We start from the raw sequence: 20,236 nt of genomic DNA, 5'->3' as shown, positions 1-20,236 counted from the left end.
TGTTGAGGTGATGACATGGACATGAGCGTCAAGCTGAACGCGGCTTACACCGCCACTGTTGCTCAACAAGCTGCTACGGCATCGACTCCGGCTCCTGCCGCCCCGTCCACGGTTCAAGACGCAGTGACCCCTGCGCCAGCGCCCAAGCGCGAAGACCTGGAAAAGGCCGTCAACGACATTCGTGAGTTCGTGCAGTCCACCCAGCGCCAGCTGGATTTTTCCATTGACGACTCCACCGGTGTGGTCGTGGTCAAGGTAATCGCCACGCACAGTGGTGAAGTGATACGTCAACTCCCCTCAGAAACCGCATTGAAGCTGGCTCAAAGCCTGAGCGATGCCGGTAGCTTGTTATTTCAGACAAATGCCTGAGGTGGCATGAATTTTGTTGTTGTCTGCCGAGAAGGTGCAGTTAGCCAATAAAACGGCAGCCAACGAAAAGGAGATAAAAAGATGGCCAGTTCAACGATAAGCGGCGTCGGTTCGGGGGTTGATACACAATCCATCGTCAAGGCTCTGGTGGCTGCCGAAAAGGCACCCAAGCAGGCGCAAATCACTGCCCAACAAACCAACACGACTATCCAGCTGTCCTCATTAGGAACAGTGAAGAGTGCGCTGGAGGCTTATCGTACGGCCATCGACAAGCTCAAGGATCCCTCCAGCTTTAGCGGCATGGCGGGTTCGAGTTCGGACGATAAAAAGTCCAAGGTGACGATTGACGCCACCGCGTCGACCGGTAAATACGATTTGGTGGTAGAGCAGTTAGCCACTGCTTCCAAGGTGAGCAGTCCGGTGTATACCGATGGCGCCTCATCCATCGTCAACACAACCGACGAAGCTACCACGCTGACCATCTCTCAGTCGGGCGTTGACTACAACGTCAACGTCCCCGGCGGCGCAACCCTTAAAGAAATGCGTGAAGCCATTAACACGCAACTGGGCTCTAAAGGGATCAGTGCCAACGTTCTGACAGATGCGTCGGGTTCGCGACTGGTGCTGACGTCCTCAACGATGGGCGAGGGTACCGATATAACCTTGAGTGGTGACTCGGATCTGTCCAAGGGTGCAACCACTCTAATTGCTCCGCAAAATGCCAAGTTCACCATCGACGGTCTGGAGATGGAATCAAATAGCAACAAGGTCGATTCTGCCATCAGCGGGGTGACGCTGGAGCTGTTGGTGGGGGATAAGGCTGCCACAACGATTACCGTGGGTGCCAACACCGATACATTGAAAATCTCGGTTCAAAGCTTCGTCTCGGCGTACAACACGCTGATGACTGCGATCAATACCCAAACCAAAGTCACGGCGACCGGCGATGCGGCAACTACGAAATCGGGCGCCCTGACGGGTGATGCTTCCATGCGTCAGTTGGTCTCTAGCTTGCGCAATGAACTGCTCAACAGCAGTGGCGGCGGGTTGTCGCAAATGGGCATCAGCACGGACTCTAAAACGGGCCTGCTGACTCTGGATGACAAGGCGTGGACCAAAGCGGTCGCCACGCAGAGTGGCGCAACCAATATTGCCAAAGTGTTCACGGGCGACGCGGGTCTGATTTCGCGCATGATCAAATCGACCGCGTCCTATGTTGGTACAGCCGGCACACTGGCGCAGCGCACCACCGACCTGAACAACAAACTGACCGATCTGACGACCCAGCAAGCTGAGCTGGACCGCCGTATCGAGAGCCTGCAAACTTCGCTGTCGGCCAAATACAACGCCATGGACACCCTGGTGGCCCAGCTCAATGCCAGCAGCTCCAGCATCATGACCACGCTGAACTCGCTGAATAATCCGAAGTCGAGCTAAGGCGGGCAGGGCAGGGCCGGTTAAAGTTTTGACGGGCCCGGTCGAAACAAGTAGTAAGTCACCCTATTTTTGCCGGTCATCTGTTACGAGGTAGAAACATGAACCCGATGCGCGCCCTTCGTCAGTACCAGAAGGTCAATTCCCACGCTCAAATCTCCGAGGCCAGCCCGCACCGGTTGATTCAGATGCTGATGGAAGGTGCTCTGGAGCGCATGGCTCAAGCCAAAGGTGCCATGGCGCGAGGTGATATTGCTCAGAAGGCCCTGCTGATAACCAAGACCATCGACATCATCACCGGCTTGCGTGCGGGCCTGCGTGAAGAGAATACCGATGACAAGGAAGCGCTGCGTCAATTGGACAGTCTGTACGAATACATGACCAAACAATTGACCCTGGCCAATGCCAAAAACGATCCAGAACTGATCGACGAAGTCGCCCGCCTGCTGATCACTGTGAAAAGTGGTTGGGATGCAATCGCGCCAGAATAAGCCTGCCGGTCCGAGGAGTGCATCATGAGCCAACTGCAACGAATTCAACAAACCCGTGATGCGCTGATCGATGCCCTGGCCGAGCGTAACTGGGAAGCCATTGGCGAGCTGGATACCGCTTGTCGGGATTGTGTTGAGCACGTGCTGGACGAAAAGCCGGTAGACGAAGCCGTGCTACGCGAGAATCTTGAGGGCTTGCTGGTGGTGTATCGCATGCTGCTGGAAGCCGCGACAGGGGAGCGTCAGCTCGTGGTTAACCAGATGGCGCAGATCAACCAAGCAAAAAGTGCTTCAAAGGTTTACCATCTATTTGGTTAAGACCTAAAAATTTTGTGGTTAAGCGTGTTTTGAGCGCCATAAAATTGACTGCATACAATTTTTTGACTTAACTAGTGCTGTTTTCTGATTTCAGTCGTCTTAAATATCCAAACGGGTCAAGGCGTCTACCTTGCCCCTCAATCAGGGCATTGAGTTGACTAGGGAAGTTGCTATTGCATGTGGCGTGAAACCAAGATTCTGCTAATCGATGACGATAGCGTCCGTCGCCGCGACCTGGCGGTGATTTTAAATTTTCTGGGTGAAGAAAATTTAACTGCCGCGAGTAACGATTGGCAGCAGGCTGTCGGTTCCCTGGCGTCCAGCCGTGAAGTGCTCTGCGTGCTTGTAGGCAACGTGAGTATTGCAGGCGGGACTGCGAGCTTGCTTAAGACACTCGCTACGTGGGATGAGTTCCTTCCAATTTTGCTTTTGGGTGAAATTTCTTCGGTTGACCTGCCCGAAGACCAGCGCCGCCGCGTGTTGTCCAGCCTCGAAATGCCCCCCAGCTACAGCAAATTGCTCGATTCGCTGCACCGTGCCCAGGTCTATCGCGAGATGTATGACCAGGCCCGCGAGCGCGGTCGGCACCGTGAACCCAATTTATTCCGCAGCCTCGTAGGCACCAGCCGTGCAATTCAGCACGTGCGCCAGATGATGCAGCAAGTGGCCGACACCGACGCCAGCGTCCTGATCCTTGGTGAGTCCGGCACCGGCAAGGAAGTGGTTGCGCGTAACCTGCATTACCATTCCAAGCGCCGTGACGCGCCGTTTGTGCCAGTCAACTGCGGGGCGATTCCCGCTGAGCTGCTCGAAAGCGAACTGTTCGGCCACGAGAAGGGCGCATTCACCGGCGCCATCACCAGCCGCGCCGGGCGTTTTGAGCTGGCCAATGGCGGCACGCTGTTCCTGGACGAGATCGGCGACATGCCCCTGCCGATGCAGGTCAAACTGCTGCGTGTGTTGCAGGAACGCACGTTTGAGCGCGTGGGCAGCAACAAGACCCAGTGTGCCGACGTGCGCATCATTGCGGCGACCCACAAAAACCTCGAAAGCATGATTGAAGTCGGCGCCTTCCGCGAAGACTTGTACTACCGCCTGAACGTGTTCCCGATTGAAATGGCCCCCTTGCGCGAACGCGTTGAAGACATTCCGTTGCTGATGAACGAGTTGATCTCGCGCATGGAGCACGAAAAGCGCGGGTCTATCCGCTTCAATTCAGCCGCCATCATGTCTTTATGCCGCCACGGCTGGCCGGGGAACGTGCGTGAACTGGCCAACCTGGTGGAGCGCATGGCGATCATGCACCCGTACGGGGTGATCGGTGTCGCTGAGTTACCCAAGAAATTTCGCTACGTGGATGATGAAGACGAGCAACTGGTCGACAGCCTGCGCAGCGACATGGAAGAGCGCGTGGCCATCAACAATGCCACACCGGATTTCACGGCCACCGCCATGCTGCCGCCAGAAGGGCTGGACCTTAAGGACTACCTCGGCGGCCTTGAGCAAGGGCTGATTCAGCAAGCGCTGGACGACGCCAATGGCATCGTGGCCCGTGCCGCTGAGCGTCTGCGAATCCGTCGCACCACCTTGGTGGAAAAGATGCGCAAGTACGGCATGAGCCGTCGTGAAGGCGAAGAACAGGCGGATGATTGACGCCTGTTTTTTAACCTGCTGATTTTTAAGTCCTTTTTTTTAGGCACGGGTATTGCTAAGTCTCTGCTAACGAACCGTTTAATGACGGTCAGCCACGCGAGAAAGTCCCATGCCTCAGTCCGCCCAGCAGTCCTCCGTCCCTGATCTCGCAGGGCAAGCCATGTCTCTCGCCGCTCAGCCCTTGAACGCAGTTGAGCAGGCCAGTCGGGAAGGGCTCGAGCAGGCGTTCTCGCTGTTCAGTCAGATGTCGACTCAACTAACCGATTCCTACAGCTTGCTGGAAGCCCGGGTGACCGAGCTCAAGGGCGAGTTGGCTGTGGTCAGCGCCCAGCGCATGGCCGAGCTGGCGGAAAAGGAGCGGCTGGCCAATCGCCTGCAACACCTGTTGGACCTGCTGCCGGGCGGCGTTATCGTGATCGACGACCGTGGCCGTGTGCGCGAAGCCAACCCGGCTGCCTGTGAACTGCTGGGGCTGCCGCTGGAAGGCGAACTCTGGCGGCATGTCATCGCACGCTGCTTTGCGCCTCGCGAAGACGATGGTCACGAAATCTCCCTGATTGACGGTCGGCGCTTGTCGATTTCCACCCGCTCGCTGGATGCCGAGCCGGGTCAACTGGTCTTGCTCAACGACCTGACAGAAACCCGTCGCCTGCAAGACCAATTGGCGCGCCATGAGCGCCTGTCCTCGTTGGGCCGCATGGTCGCATCGCTGGCGCATCAGATCCGCACCCCGTTGTCGGCGGCGTTGATCTACGCCAGCCATTTGACTGAGCAACAGCTGCCGGTCGAGACCCAGCAACGCTTCGCCGGGCGCCTTAAAGAGCGTCTGCATGAATTGGAGCATCAGGTCCGGGACATGCTGGTGTTCGCCCGCGGTGAATTGCCCCTGACAGATCGCGTCACACCCAAGGCGCTGATGCAGTCCCTGCAAGCCGCCGCGCAGCCCCATGTGGAAGGCGTTGCAATGCGCTGGCAGTGCGACATCCATGATGGCGAAGTGCTTTGCAATCGCGACACGTTGGTCGGTGCGCTGCTGAACCTGATTGAAAATGCGCTCCAGGCGGGCACCGCGCAGGTGCGACTCAAGGTGCATGTGTACGCCCGCCATAACACCCTGCGCCTTTGCGTGAGTGACAGCGGCAGCGGTATCGAACCTCGCGTGCTGAGCCGTTTGGGGGAGCCGTTTTTCACCACCAAAGCCACGGGCACCGGTCTGGGGCTGGCCGTGGTCAAGGCCGTGGTGCGCGCGCATCACGGCGAGTTGCAACTGCATTCTCGCCTGGGGCGTGGCACCTGTGCGCTGCTCAGCTTGCCGCTGATCACTGGCGCTGGGGAGGCGAACTGATGGTGATGCGCATCAACGTGCTGCTGGTGGAAGACGATCGGGCCTTGCGTGAAGCGTTGTCAGACACCTTGCTGCTGGCCGGTCATGGCTTTAAGGCGGTGGGTTCTGCCGAAGAAGCGCTACAAGCCGTTTCGCGCGAAGCCTTCAGTCTGGTGGTTAGCGACGTCAACATGCCGGGCATGGACGGTCATGAATTGCTCGGCCTGCTACGGGCGCAGCAACCCCAATTGCCGGTGTTGTTGATGACCGCCCATGGCGCGGTTGAACGGGCGGTGGACGCCATGCGCCAAGGCGCAGCGGATTATCTGGTCAAGCCGTTCGAGCCCAAGGCATTGCTGGACCTGGTGGCGCGCCATGCGCTGGGCAGTTTGGGCGCGGCCGAAGCCCAAGGCCCGGTGGCCATCGAGCCGGCCAGCGTGCAGTTGCTGGAATTGGCTGCCCGCGTGGCGCGCAGCGATTCCACGGTGCTGATCTCGGGTGAATCCGGTACCGGCAAAGAAGTGTTGGCGCGTTACATTCATCAGCATTCCCGTCGGGTGGATCAGCCCTTTGTCGCAATCAACTGTGCGGCGATTCCGGACAACATGCTGGAAGCGACGTTGTTCGGCCACGAAAAGGGCTCTTTCACCGGTGCGATTGCGGCCCAGGCGGGCAAGTTTGAACAAGCGGACGGCGGCACCCTGCTGTTGGACGAAATTTCCGAAATGCCCTTGGGCTTGCAGGCCAAGCTGTTGCGGGTGCTGCAGGAACGTGAGGTCGAGCGGGTGGGCGGGCGCAAGCCAATTGCGCTGGATATTCGCGTCGTGGCCACCACTAACCGCGATCTGGCGGGCGAAGTGGCGGCGGGGCGGTTTCGTGAAGATTTGTACTACCGGCTTTCAGTGTTTCCACTGGCTTGGCGCCCGCTGCGCGAGCGCACTGCCGACATTCTGCCGCTGGCTGAGCGGTTGTTGGCCAAGCACATCAGCAAAATGAAGCACACCGCCGTGCGTTTTTCGCCTGACGCGCAGGCGTGCCTGACCCACTATGGCTGGCCGGGGAATGTGCGTGAACTGGACAACGCTATTCAGCGCGCATTGATCCTGCAGCAGAGCGGGCTGATCGAGGCGGCGGATTTTTGTCTGTCGGGGCCTGTGGCTTGTGCGCCGTTGTCAGCTGCCGGTGGCGCCAGATTGTCGGCGCCTGTCGAAGCCTTGGGCGTGGAGCCGCTAGAGTCGGCGGGCGCGTTGGGCGATGACCTGCGTCGCCGCGAGTTTCAGATGATTATTGACACCTTGCGCGCCGAACGCGGTCGCCGCAAAGAGGCCGCCGAGCGTTTGGGGATCAGTCCGCGCACTTTGCGCTACAAGTTGGCGCAAATGCGCGATGCGGGCATGGATGTCGAAGCGTACCTGTTCGCCACCCCTTAATAGCTGACGCTTGTCACGGCAGCGGCTCGGGCGCCACTCATCCGTCTGCGACCATTTGTAACGCTATTTGTTCCAGATCAATAAATAACTGGCACCCTTGTTGCTAACACCTCAGTAGATGCTGTGTGAGTGTCAAAAAATTGCGGGCCGTCGGAGACAGTAGTCCATGAGCCAAGGTATTGAATTTAATCGAATGATGTTGGACATGCGGGCCATGCAAATGGACGCCATGGCCCAGCCTAAATCGGCTGTGCAAGCGCCGGCTGAAATGGGTGCGCCCAGCTTCTCCGACATGCTCGGCAACGCGATCAACAAGGTCAGCGAAACCCAGCAGGCATCGACCCAGTTGTCGAATGCGTTTGAAATCGGCAAGAGCGGTGTTGACCTGACTGACGTGATGATTGCATCGCAGAAAGCCAGTGTTTCTTTTCAGGCATTGACCCAAGTACGCAACAAGCTGGTTCAGGCGTACCAAGACATCATGCAGATGCCGGTTTAAGGACGATATTAGGTCATGGCAGAAGCAGTCGCTGATAACGTCCCGGCTAAAGCGGGCTCTACAGAAAGCAAGCCGCCGCTGTTCGGGCTGTCTTTTCTGGAAAACCTTTCCGAGATGACCATGCTGCGTCAGGTCGGCCTGATGGTCGGCCTGGCGGCGAGCGTGGCGATTGGTTTTGCCGTGGTGCTGTGGTCGCAACAGCCCGATTACCGGCCGCTGTACGGCAGCCTGGCCGGTATGGATGCCAAACAGGTCATGGAGACCCTGGCCACCGCCGACATCCCCTACACCGTCGAGCCCAACTCCGGCGCCTTGCTGGTCAAGGCCGATGACATCGCCCGTGCCCGCCTGAAGCTGGCAGCTGCGGGTGTGTCACCGACGGACAGCAACATCGGCTTCGAGATTCTGGACAAGGATCAGGGCCTGGGCACCAGCCAGTTCATGGAAGCGACGCGTTATCGCCGTGGCCTTGAAGGCGAGCTGGCGCGCACCATTTCCAGCCTGAACAACGTCAAGGGTGCCCGCGTGCACCTGGCCATTCCGAAAAGCTCGGTGTTTGTACGCGACGAACGCAAGCCCAGCGCCTCGGTACTGGTTGAGCTGTACTCGGGCCGCTCGCTGGAGCCGGGTCAGGTGCTGGCGATTATCAATCTGGTGGCCACCAGTGTCCCGGAGTTGACCAAGTCGCAAATCACCGTTGTCGACCAGAAGGGCAACTTGCTGTCGGATCAGGCGGAAAACTCCGAACTGACCATGGCTGGCAAGCAGTTCGACTACAGCCGCCGCATGGAAAGCATGCTCACACAGCGCGTGCACAACATCCTGCAACCGGTATTGGGCAATGACCGCTACAAGGCGGAAGTGTCTGCCGACGTGGATTTCAGCGCCGTCGAGTCGACGTCCGAGCAGTTCAACCCGGACCAACCGGCGTTGCGCAGCGAGCAGTCCACCAATGAACAACGCACCGCCAGCAATGGCCCGCAAGGTGTGCCGGGCGCATTGAGCAACCAGCCGCCAGCGCCTGCTTCGGCGCCGCAACAAACCGGTCAGGCAACCGCCGCCGCAGGCATGGTGCAGCCGGGGCAGCCGCTGCTGGACGCCAACGGTCAGCAAATCATGGACCCGGCCACGGGCCAGCCGATGCTGGCGCCATACCCGGCCGACAAGCGTTCGCAATCGACCAAAAACTTTGAGCTGGATCGCTCCATCAGCCACACCAAGCAGCAGCAGGGTCGAGTCAATCGCCTGTCGGTCGCGGTGGTGGTGGACGATCAGGTCAAGGTTGACCCGGCCACCGGCGACGTCACCCGTGAGCCGTGGAACACCGATCAACTGGCGCGTTTCACGCGTCTGGTGCAAGACGCCGTGGGCTTTGATGCCAGCCGTGGCGACAGCGTGAGCGTGATCAACGTGCCGTTCTCCGCCGAGCGTGGCGAAGTGATTGCCGACATCCCGTTCTACTCGCAGCCCTGGTTCTGGGACGTCGTCAAGCAAGTGTTGGGCGTGCTGTTCATTCTGGTGCTGGTGTTCGGCGTGCTGCGCCCGGTGCTCAACAACATCACCGGTCACGGCCGCAACAAACAAATGGCGCTTGGCAGTGATGCCGAGCTGGGCGGTCTGGGTGGCATTGGCGGTCTGGATGGCGAGTTGGCCAACGACCGCGTCAGCCTGGGTGGCCCACAAAGTATTCTGTTGCCTAGCCCGAGCGAAGGGTATGACGCTCAGTTGAACGCAATCAAAAGTCTGGTAGCAGAAGACCCGGGCCGCGTGGCTCAGGTCGTGAAAGAGTGGATCAACGCTGATGAGTGACAACCGAGCCGCCACCAACCTCAAGCTGACCCGGGTCGACAAAGCCGCGATCCTGCTGCTGTCCCTGGGTGAAACTGACGCGGCCCAGGTGCTGCGGCACATGGGGCCTAAAGAAGTCCAGCGCGTGGGTGTGGCGATGGCGCAAATGCGCAACGTGCACCGTGAGCAGGTTGAGCAGGTGATGAGCGAGTTCGTCGAGATTGTCGGCGACCAGACCAGCCTTGGCGTTGGCTCTGACAGCTACATCCGTAAAATGCTGACCTCGGCACTGGGCGAAGACAAGGCCAATGGCCTGATCGACCGCATCCTGTTGGGGGGCAACACCAGTGGCCTGGACAGCCTGAAATGGATGGAGCCGCGCGCAGTGGCGGACGTCATCCGCTTCGAGCACCCGCAAATCCAGGCCATTGTGGTGGCGTACCTCGACCCCGACCAGGCAGGCGAAGTGCTTGGCCACTTTGACCACAAGGCGCGGCTGGACATCATCCTGCGCGTCTCGTCCCTCAATACCGTGCAGCCTGCCGCCCTTAAAGAGCTGAACCAGATTCTCGAGAAGCAATTCTCCGGCAACTCCAATGCCGCCCGTACCACCTTGGGCGGGATCAAGCGTGCGGCCGACATCATGAACTTCCTCGACAGCTCGACCGAAGGTCAGCTGATGGACTCGATTCGCGAAATCGACGAAGACCTGTCCGGTCAGATCGAAGACCTCATGTTCGTGTTCAACAACCTGGCCGATGTCGACGACCGTGGCATTCAGGCGCTGTTGCGCGAAGTGTCCTCGGACGTGCTGGTACTGGCGCTCAAAGGCTCGGACGACAACGTTCAGGAAAAAATCTTCAAGAACATGTCCAAGCGTGCGTCCGAACTGCTGCGCGACGACCTCGAAGCCAAAGGCCCGGTGCGTGTCAGCGACGTCGAAACGGCGCAGAAAGAAATCCTCACCATTGCCCGCCGTATGGCCGAAGCCGGAGAAATCGTTCTCGGCGGGAAGGGCGGCGAAGAGATGATCTAAGTGAGCAATGCCAAGGGTGAGTCGCCCAGTGATGTGATTCGTGCCCGCGATGTCGGCGGTTTTGACGTGTGGTCATTGCCCAGCTTTGACCCGTTTCGCGAAGCGCCGGAACCCGAGCCCGAACCGGTCGAAGAACTGCCGGTCGAGAGCGAAGAAGTGCCGCTGGATGAAGTCCAGCCACTGACCCTCGAAGAGCTCGAGAGTATCCGTCAGGAGGCCTACAACGAGGGCTTCGCCACGGGCGAAAAAGAAGGGTTTCACAGCACGCAGCTCAAGGTCCGCCAGGAAGCCGAAGTGGCTTTGAATGCCAAGGTTTCAAGCCTTGAGCGTCTGATGGCCAGCCTGTTTGCGCCGCTGGCCGAGCAGGACGTGCAACTTGAAAAGGCCATGGTGGGGCTAGTCGAGCACATGACGCGTCTGGTGATCCAGCGCGAGCTGAAAACCGACTCCAGCCAGATTGAGCAGGTCCTGCGCGAAAGCCTCAAATTGTTGCCAATGGGGGCTGACAACATTCGCCTGTTCATCAACCCGCAGGATTTTGACCAGGTCAAAGCACTGCGCGAGCGGCATGACGCCGCGTGGCGGATCCTCGAAGACGACACCTTGCAGCCGGGCGGTTGCCGCGTCGAAACTGAACACAGCCGGATCGATGCCAGCATCGAAACCCGTATCAAACAGGCCATGAGCCAGTTGTTTGATCAATTGCACGAACAGGCGCTGCACCCGTCTGCGCCGGACATTGACGTCGACCTGGACGCGCCTGATGCACCTTAAACGCACCAGTTTTGCCAAGCGCCTGAGCACGTATTCGCCGGCCATCACCTTGCCCGGCCAGCCGATTGTCGAAGGCCGCTTGCTGCGCATGGTCGGCCTGACCCTTGAGGCCGAAGGCTTGCGCGCCGCCATGGGCAGTCGTTGCCTGGTCATCAACGACGACAGCTTTCATCCGGTGGAAGTCGAAGCCGAAGTGATGGGCTTCTCGGGCAGCAAAATTTTCCTTATGCCGGTGGGCAGCGTTGCGGGCATTGCGCCGGGTGCCCGGGTGGTGCCACTGGCAGACACCGGGCGTTTGCCCATGGGCATGAGCATGCTCGGCCGCGTGCTGGATGGCGCCGGGCGGGCGCTGGACGGCAAAGGCGGGATGAAAGCCGAAGACTGGGTGCCAATGGACGGCCCCACCATCAACCCGCTCAAACGCAACCCGATCAGCGTGCCGCTGGACGTGGGCATCCGCAGCATCAACGGTTTATTGACGGTCGGCCGTGGCCAGCGCCTGGGCCTGTTCGCCGGTACGGGCGTGGGCAAGAGTGTGCTGCTGGGCATGATGACCCGCTTTACCGAGGCCGACATCGTGGTGGTGGGGCTGATCGGGGAGCGGGGCCGCGAAGTAAAGGAGTTCATTGAGCACATCCTCGGTGAAGAAGGCCTCAAGCGCTCGGTGGTGGTTGCATCCCCGGCGGATGACGCGCCCTTGATGCGGATGCGCGCCGCCATGTATTGCACGCGGATTGCCGAATACTTTCGCGACAAAGGTAAAAACGTCCTCTTACTGATGGATTCGCTGACCCGTTTCGCCCAGGCGCAACGGGAAATCGCCTTGGCGATCGGCGAGCCGCCCGCGACCAAGGGCTATCCGCCTTCGGTGTTCGCCAAACTTCCAAAGCTGGTGGAACGGGCGGGTAACGCCGAAGCGGGCGGCGGGTCGATCACTGCGTTCTACACGGTGCTGTCCGAGGGGGATGACCAGCAAGACCCGATTGCCGACTCGGCGCGGGGTGTGCTCGACGGCCACATCGTATTGTCCCGGCGGCTGGCCGAAGAGGGCCATTACCCGGCCATCGATATTGAGGCGTCCATCAGCCGGGTCATGCCTTCGGTGGTCAGTGAAGAACACATGCGCCGTGCGCAGCAATTCAAGCAGCTGTGGTCGCGCTTCCAGCAGGCGCGGGACTTGATCAGCGTTGGCGCCTACGTGCCGGGCGGTGATCGCGAAACCGACACCGCGATTGCCCTGCAACCGGCGATGGTGGCGTACCTGCGCCAGGGGTTGAACGACAACATCAGCCTGGGCGAAAGCAGTGGCCATCTGGGGACCATTTTTGCCCCGGCGCCGGGCGGCTAATCCCCTATGGCCAGCGGTGGAAGAGCGGCGCGTCTGGCGCCAGTGGTGGACATGGCCGAAAGCGCTGAAAAAGCCGCGGCGCAGCGCCTCGGTCATTTTCAGGGGCAGGTGAACCTGGCCAACAGCAAGTTGGGCGACTTGGAAAACTTCCGCGCCGAATACCAGTCGCAATGGGTCGACCGTGGCAGTCAGGGTGTTTCGGGCCAATGGCTGCGCAGTTACCAATACTTTCTCAACCAGCTTGAAACCGCCGTTTCCCAGCAGCGCCAGAGTTTGGTCTGGCACGAAAACAACCTCAATAAAGCCCGCGAAACCTGGCAGCAGGCCTACGCGCGGGTCGAAGGTTTGCGCAAACTGGTGCAGCGCTACGCCGACGAAGCGCGGCAGCTGGAAGACAAGCGCGAACAAAAGCTGATGGACGAACTGTCCCAGCGCCTGCCGCGCCGCGACACGCTTTAAGCCCGCCGGATTCCCGTCAGGGGATGTGAAATTGTCATCGACGTCTATAGTTCTGGGCACTTGACCTCAGATAAGGATGCGTGCGCATGGCTGTGACAGCTGAACTCACTCCGGATGGTAAAAAACTGACGTTAGCGATCAAGGGTCGTTTTGATTTCGGCAGGCATCATGATTTCAGGGATGCCTACGAACGGCTGGAGCACACGCCTGATCAGTACGTGGTTGACCTCAAAGACACGACTTACGTCGACAGTTCCGCGCTGGGCATGCTGTTGCTGTTGCGTGACCATGCGGGGGGCGATGAGTCGGATGTGCGTATCGTCAATTGCAATCCTGACGTGCGCAAAATTTTCGCCATCTCCAACTTTGACAAGCTGTTTGATATCAGTTGAAAGGGCCAGAATCTGATCTCCAGCCGCTCACCCTGCTGATCGCAGAAGACAGTGCGGTCGACCGGTTGCTGCTTTCGCGCATTGTCGGCAAACAGGGGCATCGCGTGCTGCTGGCAGCCAATGGCGCCGAAGCCGTGACGCTGTTTGCCGAGCAGCGCCCGCAAATGGTGCTGATGGACGCGCTGATGCCGGTCATGGACGGCTTTGAAGCCACCCGGCAGATTAAGGCGCTAGCGGGTGAGACGCTGGTACCGATCATTTTCCTGACCTCGCTTGAGCACACCGACGCGTTGACCCGGGCGCTGGAAGCGGGGGGCGACGATGTGCTGATCAAGCCTTATAACCCGCAGGTGCTGGCCGCCAAAATCATCGTCATGGACCGTATGCGGCGTTTGCAGGACACCGTGTTGCAGCAACGCAACCTGATCGCTCGGCACAACACATACCTGCTCAACGAACAGCGGGTGGCCAAGGCGGTGTTTGATCGGGTGGCGCACTCTGGCTGTTTAAAGGCACCGAACATTCAGTATTTGCAGTCGCCGTATGCCTTGTTCAACGGCGATTTATTACTTGCAGCCTACACCCCGACCGGCGATATCCACGTGTTGCTGGGCGACTTCACTGGCCACGGGTTGCCTGCCGCAATCGGCGCCATGCCGCTGGCGGAGGTGTTCTACAGCATGACGGCCAAAGGCTATGGCCTGGCGGAAATCCTGCGCGAGATGAATGCCAAGCTCAAACGCATCCTGCCCGTGGACATGTTCTGCTGCGCCACACTGGCCTGCGTGAGTGCCCAGCGGCGCATTGTCGAACTCTGGAATGGCGGCATGCCGGACGGTTATCTGCAGGTCCGGGCGACCGGCGAACGCACCCCGTTGCCCTCCCGGCATTTGCCGCTGGGCGTGCTCACGTCCGACGCCTTTGATGACGCCACCGATGTGCTGCCCATGGCGCCGGGCGACCAGCTGTTTTTACTCTCGGACGGCGTTATCGACACCCCGGGGCCTGATGATCAACTGTTTGGCGTGCAAGGGCTGGAGCGCGTGTTTGCCCGTAATCAGGACCCGGCGCGGTTGATCGATGAGGTGGTACAGGCGCTGCGCGATTTTCAGGGGCACAAGCGCGATGACGTGAGCCTGGTGCACATCACGTCGCAACTGCCGCAACCCTGGAACATACCGCCGATTCTCTATGCCGACAGCGGACGTTGCAGCCCGCTGGACTGGTCGGCCAGCTTTGAGTTTAGGGCCCAATCCCTGCAACAGTTCAACCCGTTGCCCTACCTGCTGCAGTTGCTGATGGAGGTCCATGGGCTGCGTGTGCAGGGGGCAGTGATCCATGCGGTTCTGGCCGAACTGTACGCCAATGCCCTGGAGCATGGCGTTTTGGGCCTTGACTCTCGAATCAAGCGCAACGCCGCCGGGTTCGCGCAGTATTACCTGAGCCGGGAAGCGCGGCTGGAAGCGCTCAAGGAAGGATTTGTCCGGCTGCATCTGCGGGTTGAGCCTATGCTCAATGGTGGACGTTTAGTGATACAGGTTGAAGACAGCGGAAAAGGATTCGATGTCAGCAAGGTATTGGCGCGTCCACTGGACAAAGGGCGCCTGTCAGGGCGCGGCGTGAGTCTGGTGCGTCAATTGTGCCCCGCGGCGCGTTGGTCAGACGATGGTCGCAGCGCGTACGTGGAGTTTTCGTGGGAGGCTCTGGCATAATCCGCCCATTCTTGATCAAGGAGTGAACAAGTGTCTGACTTACATATGGACCCAGCCGTAGTGAACGCGTTACGCGACGTGATGGAGGGTGGGTTTGCCGACCTGCTGGACACCTTTATCGCTGACTCGGACGAACGTCTGCAACACTTGCATCTGGCGCGCGGTCCTACAGAGCTGATGGGGGTTGCCCACAGCTTCAAAGGTAGCAGCTGCAACATGGGTGCCATTCGTTTGGCGCGGTTGTGCGGCGAACTTGAAGCCCGGGTGCAAAAAATGCCTTTGGTCGGCATCGAAGAGCTGGTGCTGAAAATCGACCATGAATATCAAACCGTGCGCCGGCTGTATTGCGCCGAACGCAAGCGCTGCGGGGCTGTGCACGTGGTTTCCCACTGATGCTGGCAAAGCTGGCCCGAACCTTGCTCTGAATCTCTCACCTGTACCTACGCCAGCCCGTACAGTGGAGACCTGACATGCCGCTTGCCGCCAACCCGCTTCTTCAGACACCTGCCGCCGCTGCGTCCAAAGCCGCGGCGGGCAATGCGTCCCAGACTGCCGTTGAGCCCAATAAAAACGGGGCTCAGCCCTTCTCGAAGGTGTACGCCAAGGCGTCGCAAGGCACGGCCTTCAATGCAGCCGATAAAGTGGCAAAACCGACCCGGGACAACCCTGCGCACGCGCCTGCCAAGCCAGACCTGCGCACTGACAAAGATGGCGTAAAACCTGCGAACGTTGCCGATAGCGGCAAACCCTTGCCTGGCGGCAAGCGCACGGACAACGCCGCTGCTGATCAGGACGACAGCGTGGCGAAACCGGTCGACGACGCGGCATCGACCGATCCCTCAGCACTGACGCCGGTCGCGCCGACGTTGCCCGTTACGCCGCCGGTGGTAGACATGCCGGTTGAAACAGTGCCGCAACAGCCACCAGCCGATGCGTCGCAACTGGCAGCGGCCGCCACTGCGGCGGCTGCGGTTCAGCCTCAACCGGTGGCCGATGACAATTTCGACCCCGAGGCTGATCCCCTCGACGACCTGCCTGCTGTGCGCCTGGCCATGGAGCAGGGCGGGCACGTGTCCGCCAGCAGTCAGGCACCCGCCAAAAGTGCTCCCGCCGAGAACACCGTCCCGACTGCCCAAACCCAGGGGCAGGCCAGCGGCACTGCCATGCTGATCGAGCCGAAGACCGATTCACACACCTCGGGCGAGGGCGGCGAAAAAGCCTTCAAGGGGTTGGTGGACGATGGCCTCAAAGACCTGAAAAGCGCTTCCAGCGACACCCGTGTCGATGACTTCGCCAATCGGCTGGCGGCATTGACCCAAGCGGCGGTGCCTAAAACGGCCAATGCCTTGCCGGTCAACCAGCCCTTGGCCATGCACCAGAACGGCTGGTCTGAAGAAGTGGTCAACCGGGTGATGTACCTGTCCAGCGCCAACCTCAAATCGGCTGACATTCAACTGGAGCCCGCCGAGCTTGGGCGACTGGACATTCGCGTCAACATTGCCGCCGACCAGCCGGCGCAGGTCAACTTCATGAGCGGTCACGCGGGCGTGCGTGAGGCGCTGGAGGGGCAAATGCACCGTTTGCGTGAGATGTTTGCCCAACAGGGCATGGGCCAAGTTGACGTTAACGTGTCGGATCAATCGCGTAATTGGCAGGGACAAGGTCAGGAGCAGCAGGGCCAGAACCGCGCCAACGGCACTGCCAACGGTGGGCGAGCGGACGGCGTTGAGCAGGACGAGCTGTCCGTGGCGGGCGTTGAAGCGGCTGCGCCCAGTGTGATTCTGGGCTCCAGTGCGGTGGATTATTACGCCTGATAACCAGGTTCGCAGCCTTGAGCGATGGCGACAGGTAAACGCGGTCGTCGCTGTCGCCCACAGCGCGGTTATCGCCGCGTTATCGCCCTCCAGCACCGCTGAAGCTAAACAATGCCCGTCCGACCCTCACTTCTGGCATAACACTTGCTCTTGCCTAGCCATGCACCTGTGAAAACCGAATAGTGACGGATTATTGGCATGGCGAAGAGCGACGCAGTGAAAGACCCCGCCCAGAAAGGCAAACTCAAGCTGATTATCCTGATCGTCGTGGCGTTGCTGCTGGCGATTGGTCTGTCGGTAGGCGCTACCTGGTATTTCATGCACAGCGCCCAGAGCACGCCTGAAGCAGTGGTCGACCCGAACGTTAAAGTCGCGGCGATCTACGAGCCGATGGCGCCTGCGTTCGTGCTCAACTACAACGCCAATGGTCGCCAGCGCTATATGCAAGTGAGCATGACCCTGCAAGCCCGTAACCAGGCCGACCTGGACGCGCTCAAGGTGCACATGCCCATGATCCGCAACAACCTTGTGATGCTGTTTTCCGGGGAAACCTTCGACAGCATCGCCACGCCGGTGGGTCAGGAAATGTTGCGTCAGAAAGCCACTGCCAGTGTGCAGGCCGTTGCGCAAAAAGAGCTCGGCAAAGTGGTGATCGATCAGGTGCTCTTTACTAACTTCGTATTGCAGTAGGATCACGACATGGCCGTGCAAGACCTGCTGTCCCAGGATGAGATCGATGCGCTGTTGCATGGCGTCGATGACGGTCTGGTACAGACCGAAATGGCTGCCGAACCCGGCAGCGTCAAAAGTTACGACCTGACCAGTCAGGACCGTATCGTTCGCGGGCGCATGCCGACCCTCGAAATGATCAACGAGCGTTTCGCGCGCTATACCCGCATCAGCATGTTCAACATGCTGCGTCGCTCTGCCGACGTGGCAGTGGGCGGGGTGCAGGTGATGAAGTTCGGTGAGTACGTGCATTCGCTGTACGTGCCGACCAGCTTGAACCTGGTCAAGATCAAGCCGCTGCGCGGCACGGCGCTGTTCATCCTGGATGCCAAGTTGGTGTTCAAGCTGGTGGACAACTTCTTCGGCGGTGACGGACGTCACGCCAAGATCGAAGGCCGTGAGTTCACGCCGACCGAGTTGCGCGTGGTGCGCATGGTGCTGGAGCAGGCCTTCATCGACTTGAAAGAAGCCTGGCAGGCGATCATGGAAGTCAATTTCGAGTACATCAACTCGGAAGTGAACCCGGCCATGGCCAACATCGTCGGCCCGAGCGAGGCGATTGTGGTCTCCACCTTCCACATCGAGCTGGACGGCGGTGGCGGCGATCTGCACGTGACCATGCCGTACTCGATGATCGAACCGGTGCGCGAGATGCTCGACGCCGGTTTCCAGTCCGACCTCGACGATCAGGACGAGCGCTGGAGCAAGGCGCTGCGTGAAGACGTGCTCGACGTCAGTGTGCCCCTCAGCGCCACGGTGGCCCGTCGTCAGTTGCGTCTGCGGGACATTCTGCACATGCAGCCCGGCGACGTGATCCCCATCGAGCTGCAGGACGAACTGGTCATGCGTGCCAATGGCGTGCCGTCGTTCAAGGTCAAACTGGGTTCGCACAAGGGCAATCTCGCCCTGCAAGTGGTTGAACCCATCGACCGGCGCTAAGCGCCGGTTTCAAGAATTCGCTCTGTAACTGATTGACTGCCCGCCGAGGACAAATGATGGCTGACGAACACGAAATGACTTCCGCCGAAGATCAGGCTCTGGCCGATGAATGGGCGGCTGCGCTGGAAGAAACCGGCGATGTGGGCCAACACGACATTGACGCGTTGCTGGCGGCCGATGCGGCCAAGGCCCCGTCGTCCAACCGCGTGCCCATGGAAGAATTCGGCAGCGTGCCGCGCAACAATGAGCCGGTTACGCTGGACGGCCCCAACCTGGACGTGATTCTGGACATTCCGGTGTCGATCTCCATGGAAGTGGGCAGCACCGACATCAACATCCGTAACTTGCTGCAACTCAACCAGGGGTCGGTGATCGAGCTGGACCGTCTGGCGGGTGAGCCGCTGGACGTGCTGGTCAATGGCACGCTGATTGCGCACGGCGAAGTGGTGGTGGTGAACGAAAAGTTCGGCATTCGCCTCACGGACGTGATCAGCCCAAGCGAACGCATCAAGAAGCTGCGCTAAGTGAAGCGGCTACTCGGCGGTTTACTGGCGTTACCGTTCAGCGTGCTGGCGGCCGAGCCGCTGGCCACTGCGACTGCGGCGGCTGCGCCAGTGGTCGGTAGCGGCATTGGCGGTCAATTGACCCAACTGGTGCTGGGCCTGCTGCTGGTGCTAGGCCTGATTTTCGGCCTGGCCTGGCTGTTGCGTCGGGTTCAGCACGCCGGGCCGCGCCAGGGGCAGGTGATTGAACTCATCAGTTCGCGTGCGCTGGGTGCACGTGATCGCCTGGTGCTGGTGCAGGTGGGCAATGAGCAGATCCTGCTGGGCCTGACGCCCGGTCGCATCACGCCATTGCATGTGCTCAAGGAGCCGGTGACGTTGCCGCCCACCCCGCAACCCGCCACGCCGGAATTTGCCAAGCGCCTGATGGAACTGATGGGCAATCAGAAGGACAAGCCGTAATGCGTTTAGTCGTTGCGCTGTTGTTGGCGCTGGCCGCGCCGTTGGCGTTCGGTGCCGATCCGTTGTCGATCCCGGCCATCACGTTGGGCACGGGTGCCGACGGCCAGCAAGAGTATTCGGTCAGCCTGCAAATCCTGTTGATCATGACGGCGCTGAGCTTTATCCCGGCGTTCGTCATGCTGATGACCAGTTTCACGCGGATCATCATTGTGTTTTCCATCCTGCGTCAGGCGTTGGGGCTGCAACAAACCCCGTCCAACCAGATCCTGACCGGCATGGCGTTGTTTCTGACCCTGTTCATCATGGCGCCGGTGTTCGACAAAATTAACGAAAACGCCTTGCAGCCGTACCTTGCTGAAAAGCTTTCGGCGCAGGACGCGATTCTCAAGGCCGAAGGCCCGATCAAGGACTTCATGCTGGCGCAGACCCGCACCAGCGACCTTGAGCTGTTCATGCGCCTGTCCAAGCGGACCGACATCGCCACCCCGGATGCCGCACCGCTGACCATCCTGGTGCCTGCATTTGTTACCTCGGAACTGAAAACCGCGTTCCAGATCGGCTTCATGATCTTCATTCCGTTCCTGATCATCGACCTGGTGGTGGCCAGTGTGCTGATGGCCATGGGCATGATGATGCTGTCGCCGCTGATTATTTCGTTGCCGTTCAAAATCATGCTGTTTGTACTGGTGGATGGCTGGGCGCTGATTATCGGCACGCTGGCCAGCAGTTTTGGCGGTGTGTAACGCCATGTCCGGGAGTAAG

The 20,236-nt window shown here is 59.8% G+C and carries 22 protein-coding genes; all 22 read left to right on the top strand.

Annotation, left to right across the window (positions count from 1 at the left end; all coding sequences use genetic code 11):
- Window positions 1-15 precede the first annotated feature (15 nt).
- The 22 genes from CJF39_RS04235 to fliP all read left to right on the top strand — a co-directional run bounded on the left by CJF39_RS04235 (window position 16) and on the right by fliP (window position 20,217).
- Window positions 16-369 (top strand): flagellar protein FlaG, encoded by a 354-nt coding sequence (locus tag CJF39_RS04235; RefSeq protein WP_094992294.1) that lies wholly within the window; start codon window positions 16-18, stop codon window positions 367-369.
- An 81-nt stretch (window positions 370-450) separates the two neighbouring features.
- Window positions 451-1,806: a flagellar filament capping protein FliD gene (gene fliD / locus CJF39_RS04230; RefSeq protein ID WP_094992293.1), complete on the top strand. Its 1,356-nt coding sequence runs from the start codon at window positions 451-453 to the stop codon at window positions 1,804-1,806.
- Window positions 1,807-1,904: 98 nt separating this feature from the next.
- Window positions 1,905-2,294 carry a flagellar export chaperone FliS gene (gene fliS / locus CJF39_RS04225; protein ID WP_048375740.1) on the top strand — a complete coding sequence of 130 codons (390 nt, stop codon included), beginning with the start codon at window positions 1,905-1,907 and terminating at the stop codon, window positions 2,292-2,294.
- A 24-nt stretch (window positions 2,295-2,318) separates the two neighbouring features.
- Window positions 2,319-2,612: a flagellar protein FliT gene (locus tag CJF39_RS04220; protein WP_094992292.1), complete on the top strand. Its 294-nt coding sequence runs from the start codon at window positions 2,319-2,321 to the stop codon at window positions 2,610-2,612.
- A 177-nt stretch (window positions 2,613-2,789) separates the two neighbouring features.
- Window positions 2,790-4,265 (top strand): sigma-54 dependent transcriptional regulator, encoded by a 1,476-nt coding sequence (locus CJF39_RS04215; RefSeq protein ID WP_094992291.1) that lies wholly within the window; start codon window positions 2,790-2,792, stop codon window positions 4,263-4,265.
- A gap of 160 nt (window positions 4,266-4,425) precedes the next feature.
- Window positions 4,426-5,610, top strand: a complete 1,185-nt coding sequence (locus tag CJF39_RS04210) for a sensor histidine kinase (protein WP_169963524.1) — start codon at window positions 4,426-4,428, stop codon at window positions 5,608-5,610.
- A 5-nt stretch (window positions 5,611-5,615) separates the two neighbouring features.
- Window positions 5,616-7,019 (top strand): sigma-54-dependent transcriptional regulator, encoded by a 1,404-nt coding sequence (locus CJF39_RS04205; RefSeq protein WP_094992388.1) that lies wholly within the window; start codon window positions 5,616-5,618, stop codon window positions 7,017-7,019.
- A gap of 166 nt (window positions 7,020-7,185) precedes the next feature.
- Complete coding sequence (fliE, locus tag CJF39_RS04200; RefSeq protein WP_094992289.1) at window positions 7,186-7,518, top strand: flagellar hook-basal body complex protein FliE; 333 nt, start codon at window positions 7,186-7,188, stop codon at window positions 7,516-7,518.
- A gap of 15 nt (window positions 7,519-7,533) precedes the next feature.
- Window positions 7,534-9,327, top strand: coding sequence for a flagellar basal-body MS-ring/collar protein FliF (gene fliF / locus CJF39_RS04195; protein ID WP_094992288.1), 1,794 nt, complete (start codon window positions 7,534-7,536; stop codon window positions 9,325-9,327).
- A complete protein-coding gene (fliG, locus tag CJF39_RS04190; RefSeq protein ID WP_047275955.1) occupies window positions 9,320-10,342 on the top strand; it encodes a flagellar motor switch protein FliG in 1,023 nt (340 codons plus the stop codon). Before fliF ends, fliG begins: the two co-directional genes overlap by 8 nt.
- The gene (gene fliH / locus CJF39_RS04185; protein ID WP_094992287.1) at window positions 10,343-11,116 is read left to right on the top strand and encodes a flagellar assembly protein FliH; all 774 of its coding nucleotides are present in this window, start codon (window positions 10,343-10,345) and stop codon (window positions 11,114-11,116) included. It abuts the gene before it with no gap.
- Window positions 11,106-12,464 carry a flagellar protein export ATPase FliI gene (gene fliI, locus CJF39_RS04180; RefSeq protein ID WP_094992286.1) on the top strand — a complete coding sequence of 453 codons (1,359 nt, stop codon included), beginning with the start codon at window positions 11,106-11,108 and terminating at the stop codon, window positions 12,462-12,464. Before fliH ends, fliI begins: the two co-directional genes overlap by 11 nt.
- Before the next feature lie 6 nt (window positions 12,465-12,470).
- On the top strand, window positions 12,471-12,923 hold the full coding sequence (fliJ, locus tag CJF39_RS04175) for a flagellar export protein FliJ (protein WP_094992285.1): 453 nt from the start codon (window positions 12,471-12,473) through the stop codon (window positions 12,921-12,923).
- Between the two features lie 86 nt (window positions 12,924-13,009).
- Window positions 13,010-13,315 carry an STAS domain-containing protein gene (locus tag CJF39_RS04170; RefSeq protein WP_094992284.1) on the top strand — a complete coding sequence of 102 codons (306 nt, stop codon included), beginning with the start codon at window positions 13,010-13,012 and terminating at the stop codon, window positions 13,313-13,315.
- On the top strand, window positions 13,312-15,027 hold the full coding sequence (locus CJF39_RS04165; protein WP_094992283.1) for an ATP-binding SpoIIE family protein phosphatase: 1,716 nt from the start codon (window positions 13,312-13,314) through the stop codon (window positions 15,025-15,027). Before CJF39_RS04170 ends, CJF39_RS04165 begins: the two co-directional genes overlap by 4 nt.
- A 30-nt stretch (window positions 15,028-15,057) precedes the next feature.
- Window positions 15,058-15,420, top strand: coding sequence for an Hpt domain-containing protein (locus tag CJF39_RS04160; protein WP_094992282.1), 363 nt, complete (start codon window positions 15,058-15,060; stop codon window positions 15,418-15,420).
- A 77-nt stretch (window positions 15,421-15,497) separates the two neighbouring features.
- On the top strand, window positions 15,498-16,841 hold the full coding sequence (locus tag CJF39_RS04155) for a flagellar hook-length control protein FliK (RefSeq protein ID WP_094992281.1): 1,344 nt from the start codon (window positions 15,498-15,500) through the stop codon (window positions 16,839-16,841).
- A gap of 198 nt (window positions 16,842-17,039) precedes the next feature.
- On the top strand, window positions 17,040-17,531 hold the full coding sequence (gene fliL, locus CJF39_RS04150; RefSeq protein WP_094992280.1) for a flagellar basal body-associated protein FliL: 492 nt from the start codon (window positions 17,040-17,042) through the stop codon (window positions 17,529-17,531).
- A 9-nt stretch (window positions 17,532-17,540) separates the two neighbouring features.
- Window positions 17,541-18,509 carry a flagellar motor switch protein FliM gene (gene fliM, locus CJF39_RS04145; protein WP_047275940.1) on the top strand — a complete coding sequence of 323 codons (969 nt, stop codon included), beginning with the start codon at window positions 17,541-17,543 and terminating at the stop codon, window positions 18,507-18,509.
- A 56-nt stretch (window positions 18,510-18,565) separates the two neighbouring features.
- The gene (gene fliN / locus CJF39_RS04140; RefSeq protein ID WP_094992279.1) at window positions 18,566-19,033 is read left to right on the top strand and encodes a flagellar motor switch protein FliN; all 468 of its coding nucleotides are present in this window, start codon (window positions 18,566-18,568) and stop codon (window positions 19,031-19,033) included.
- Window positions 19,034-19,474, top strand: a complete 441-nt coding sequence (gene fliO, locus CJF39_RS04135) for a flagellar biosynthetic protein FliO (RefSeq protein ID WP_094992278.1) — start codon at window positions 19,034-19,036, stop codon at window positions 19,472-19,474.
- Window positions 19,474-20,217, top strand: a complete 744-nt coding sequence (gene fliP / locus CJF39_RS04130; protein WP_094992277.1) for a flagellar type III secretion system pore protein FliP — start codon at window positions 19,474-19,476, stop codon at window positions 20,215-20,217. Before fliO ends, fliP begins: the two co-directional genes overlap by 1 nt.
- The last annotated feature ends 19 nt before the right edge of the window (window positions 20,218-20,236 follow it).

Origin of the sequence: Pseudomonas lundensis (assembly GCF_002269125.1) — a bacterium.
GTDB lineage: Bacteria > Pseudomonadota > Gammaproteobacteria > Pseudomonadales > Pseudomonadaceae > Aquipseudomonas > Aquipseudomonas lundensis_A.
The sequence above is the reverse complement of the archived record's forward strand: the minus strand, read 5'-3'. Positions and strand labels throughout refer to the sequence as shown.

Coding starts and splice junctions, on each gene's coding strand:
- fliM (WP_047275940.1), top strand. CDS start 17,541: ATGGCCGTGCAAGACCTGCTGTCCCAGGATGAGATCGATGCGCTGTTG.
- fliS (WP_048375740.1), top strand. CDS start 1,905: ATGAACCCGATGCGCGCCCTTCGTCAGTACCAGAAGGTCAATTCCCAC.
- fliD (WP_094992293.1), top strand. CDS start 451: ATGGCCAGTTCAACGATAAGCGGCGTCGGTTCGGGGGTTGATACACAA.
- CJF39_RS04170 (WP_094992284.1), top strand. CDS start 13,010: ATGGCTGTGACAGCTGAACTCACTCCGGATGGTAAAAAACTGACGTTA.
- CJF39_RS04210 (WP_169963524.1), top strand. CDS start 4,426: ATGTCTCTCGCCGCTCAGCCCTTGAACGCAGTTGAGCAGGCCAGTCGG.
- CJF39_RS04235 (WP_094992294.1), top strand. CDS start 16: ATGGACATGAGCGTCAAGCTGAACGCGGCTTACACCGCCACTGTTGCT.
- fliP (WP_094992277.1), top strand. CDS start 19,474: ATGCGTTTAGTCGTTGCGCTGTTGTTGGCGCTGGCCGCGCCGTTGGCG.
- fliG (WP_047275955.1), top strand. CDS start 9,320: ATGAGTGACAACCGAGCCGCCACCAACCTCAAGCTGACCCGGGTCGAC.
- fliN (WP_094992279.1), top strand. CDS start 18,566: ATGGCTGACGAACACGAAATGACTTCCGCCGAAGATCAGGCTCTGGCC.
- fliJ (WP_094992285.1), top strand. CDS start 12,471: ATGGCCAGCGGTGGAAGAGCGGCGCGTCTGGCGCCAGTGGTGGACATG.
- CJF39_RS04155 (WP_094992281.1), top strand. CDS start 15,498: ATGCCGCTTGCCGCCAACCCGCTTCTTCAGACACCTGCCGCCGCTGCG.
- fliF (WP_094992288.1), top strand. CDS start 7,534: ATGGCAGAAGCAGTCGCTGATAACGTCCCGGCTAAAGCGGGCTCTACA.
- CJF39_RS04220 (WP_094992292.1), top strand. CDS start 2,319: ATGAGCCAACTGCAACGAATTCAACAAACCCGTGATGCGCTGATCGAT.
- fliE (WP_094992289.1), top strand. CDS start 7,186: ATGAGCCAAGGTATTGAATTTAATCGAATGATGTTGGACATGCGGGCC.
- CJF39_RS04215 (WP_094992291.1), top strand. CDS start 2,790: ATGTGGCGTGAAACCAAGATTCTGCTAATCGATGACGATAGCGTCCGT.
- fliL (WP_094992280.1), top strand. CDS start 17,040: ATGGCGAAGAGCGACGCAGTGAAAGACCCCGCCCAGAAAGGCAAACTC.
- CJF39_RS04205 (WP_094992388.1), top strand. CDS start 5,616: ATGCGCATCAACGTGCTGCTGGTGGAAGACGATCGGGCCTTGCGTGAA.
- fliI (WP_094992286.1), top strand. CDS start 11,106: ATGCACCTTAAACGCACCAGTTTTGCCAAGCGCCTGAGCACGTATTCG.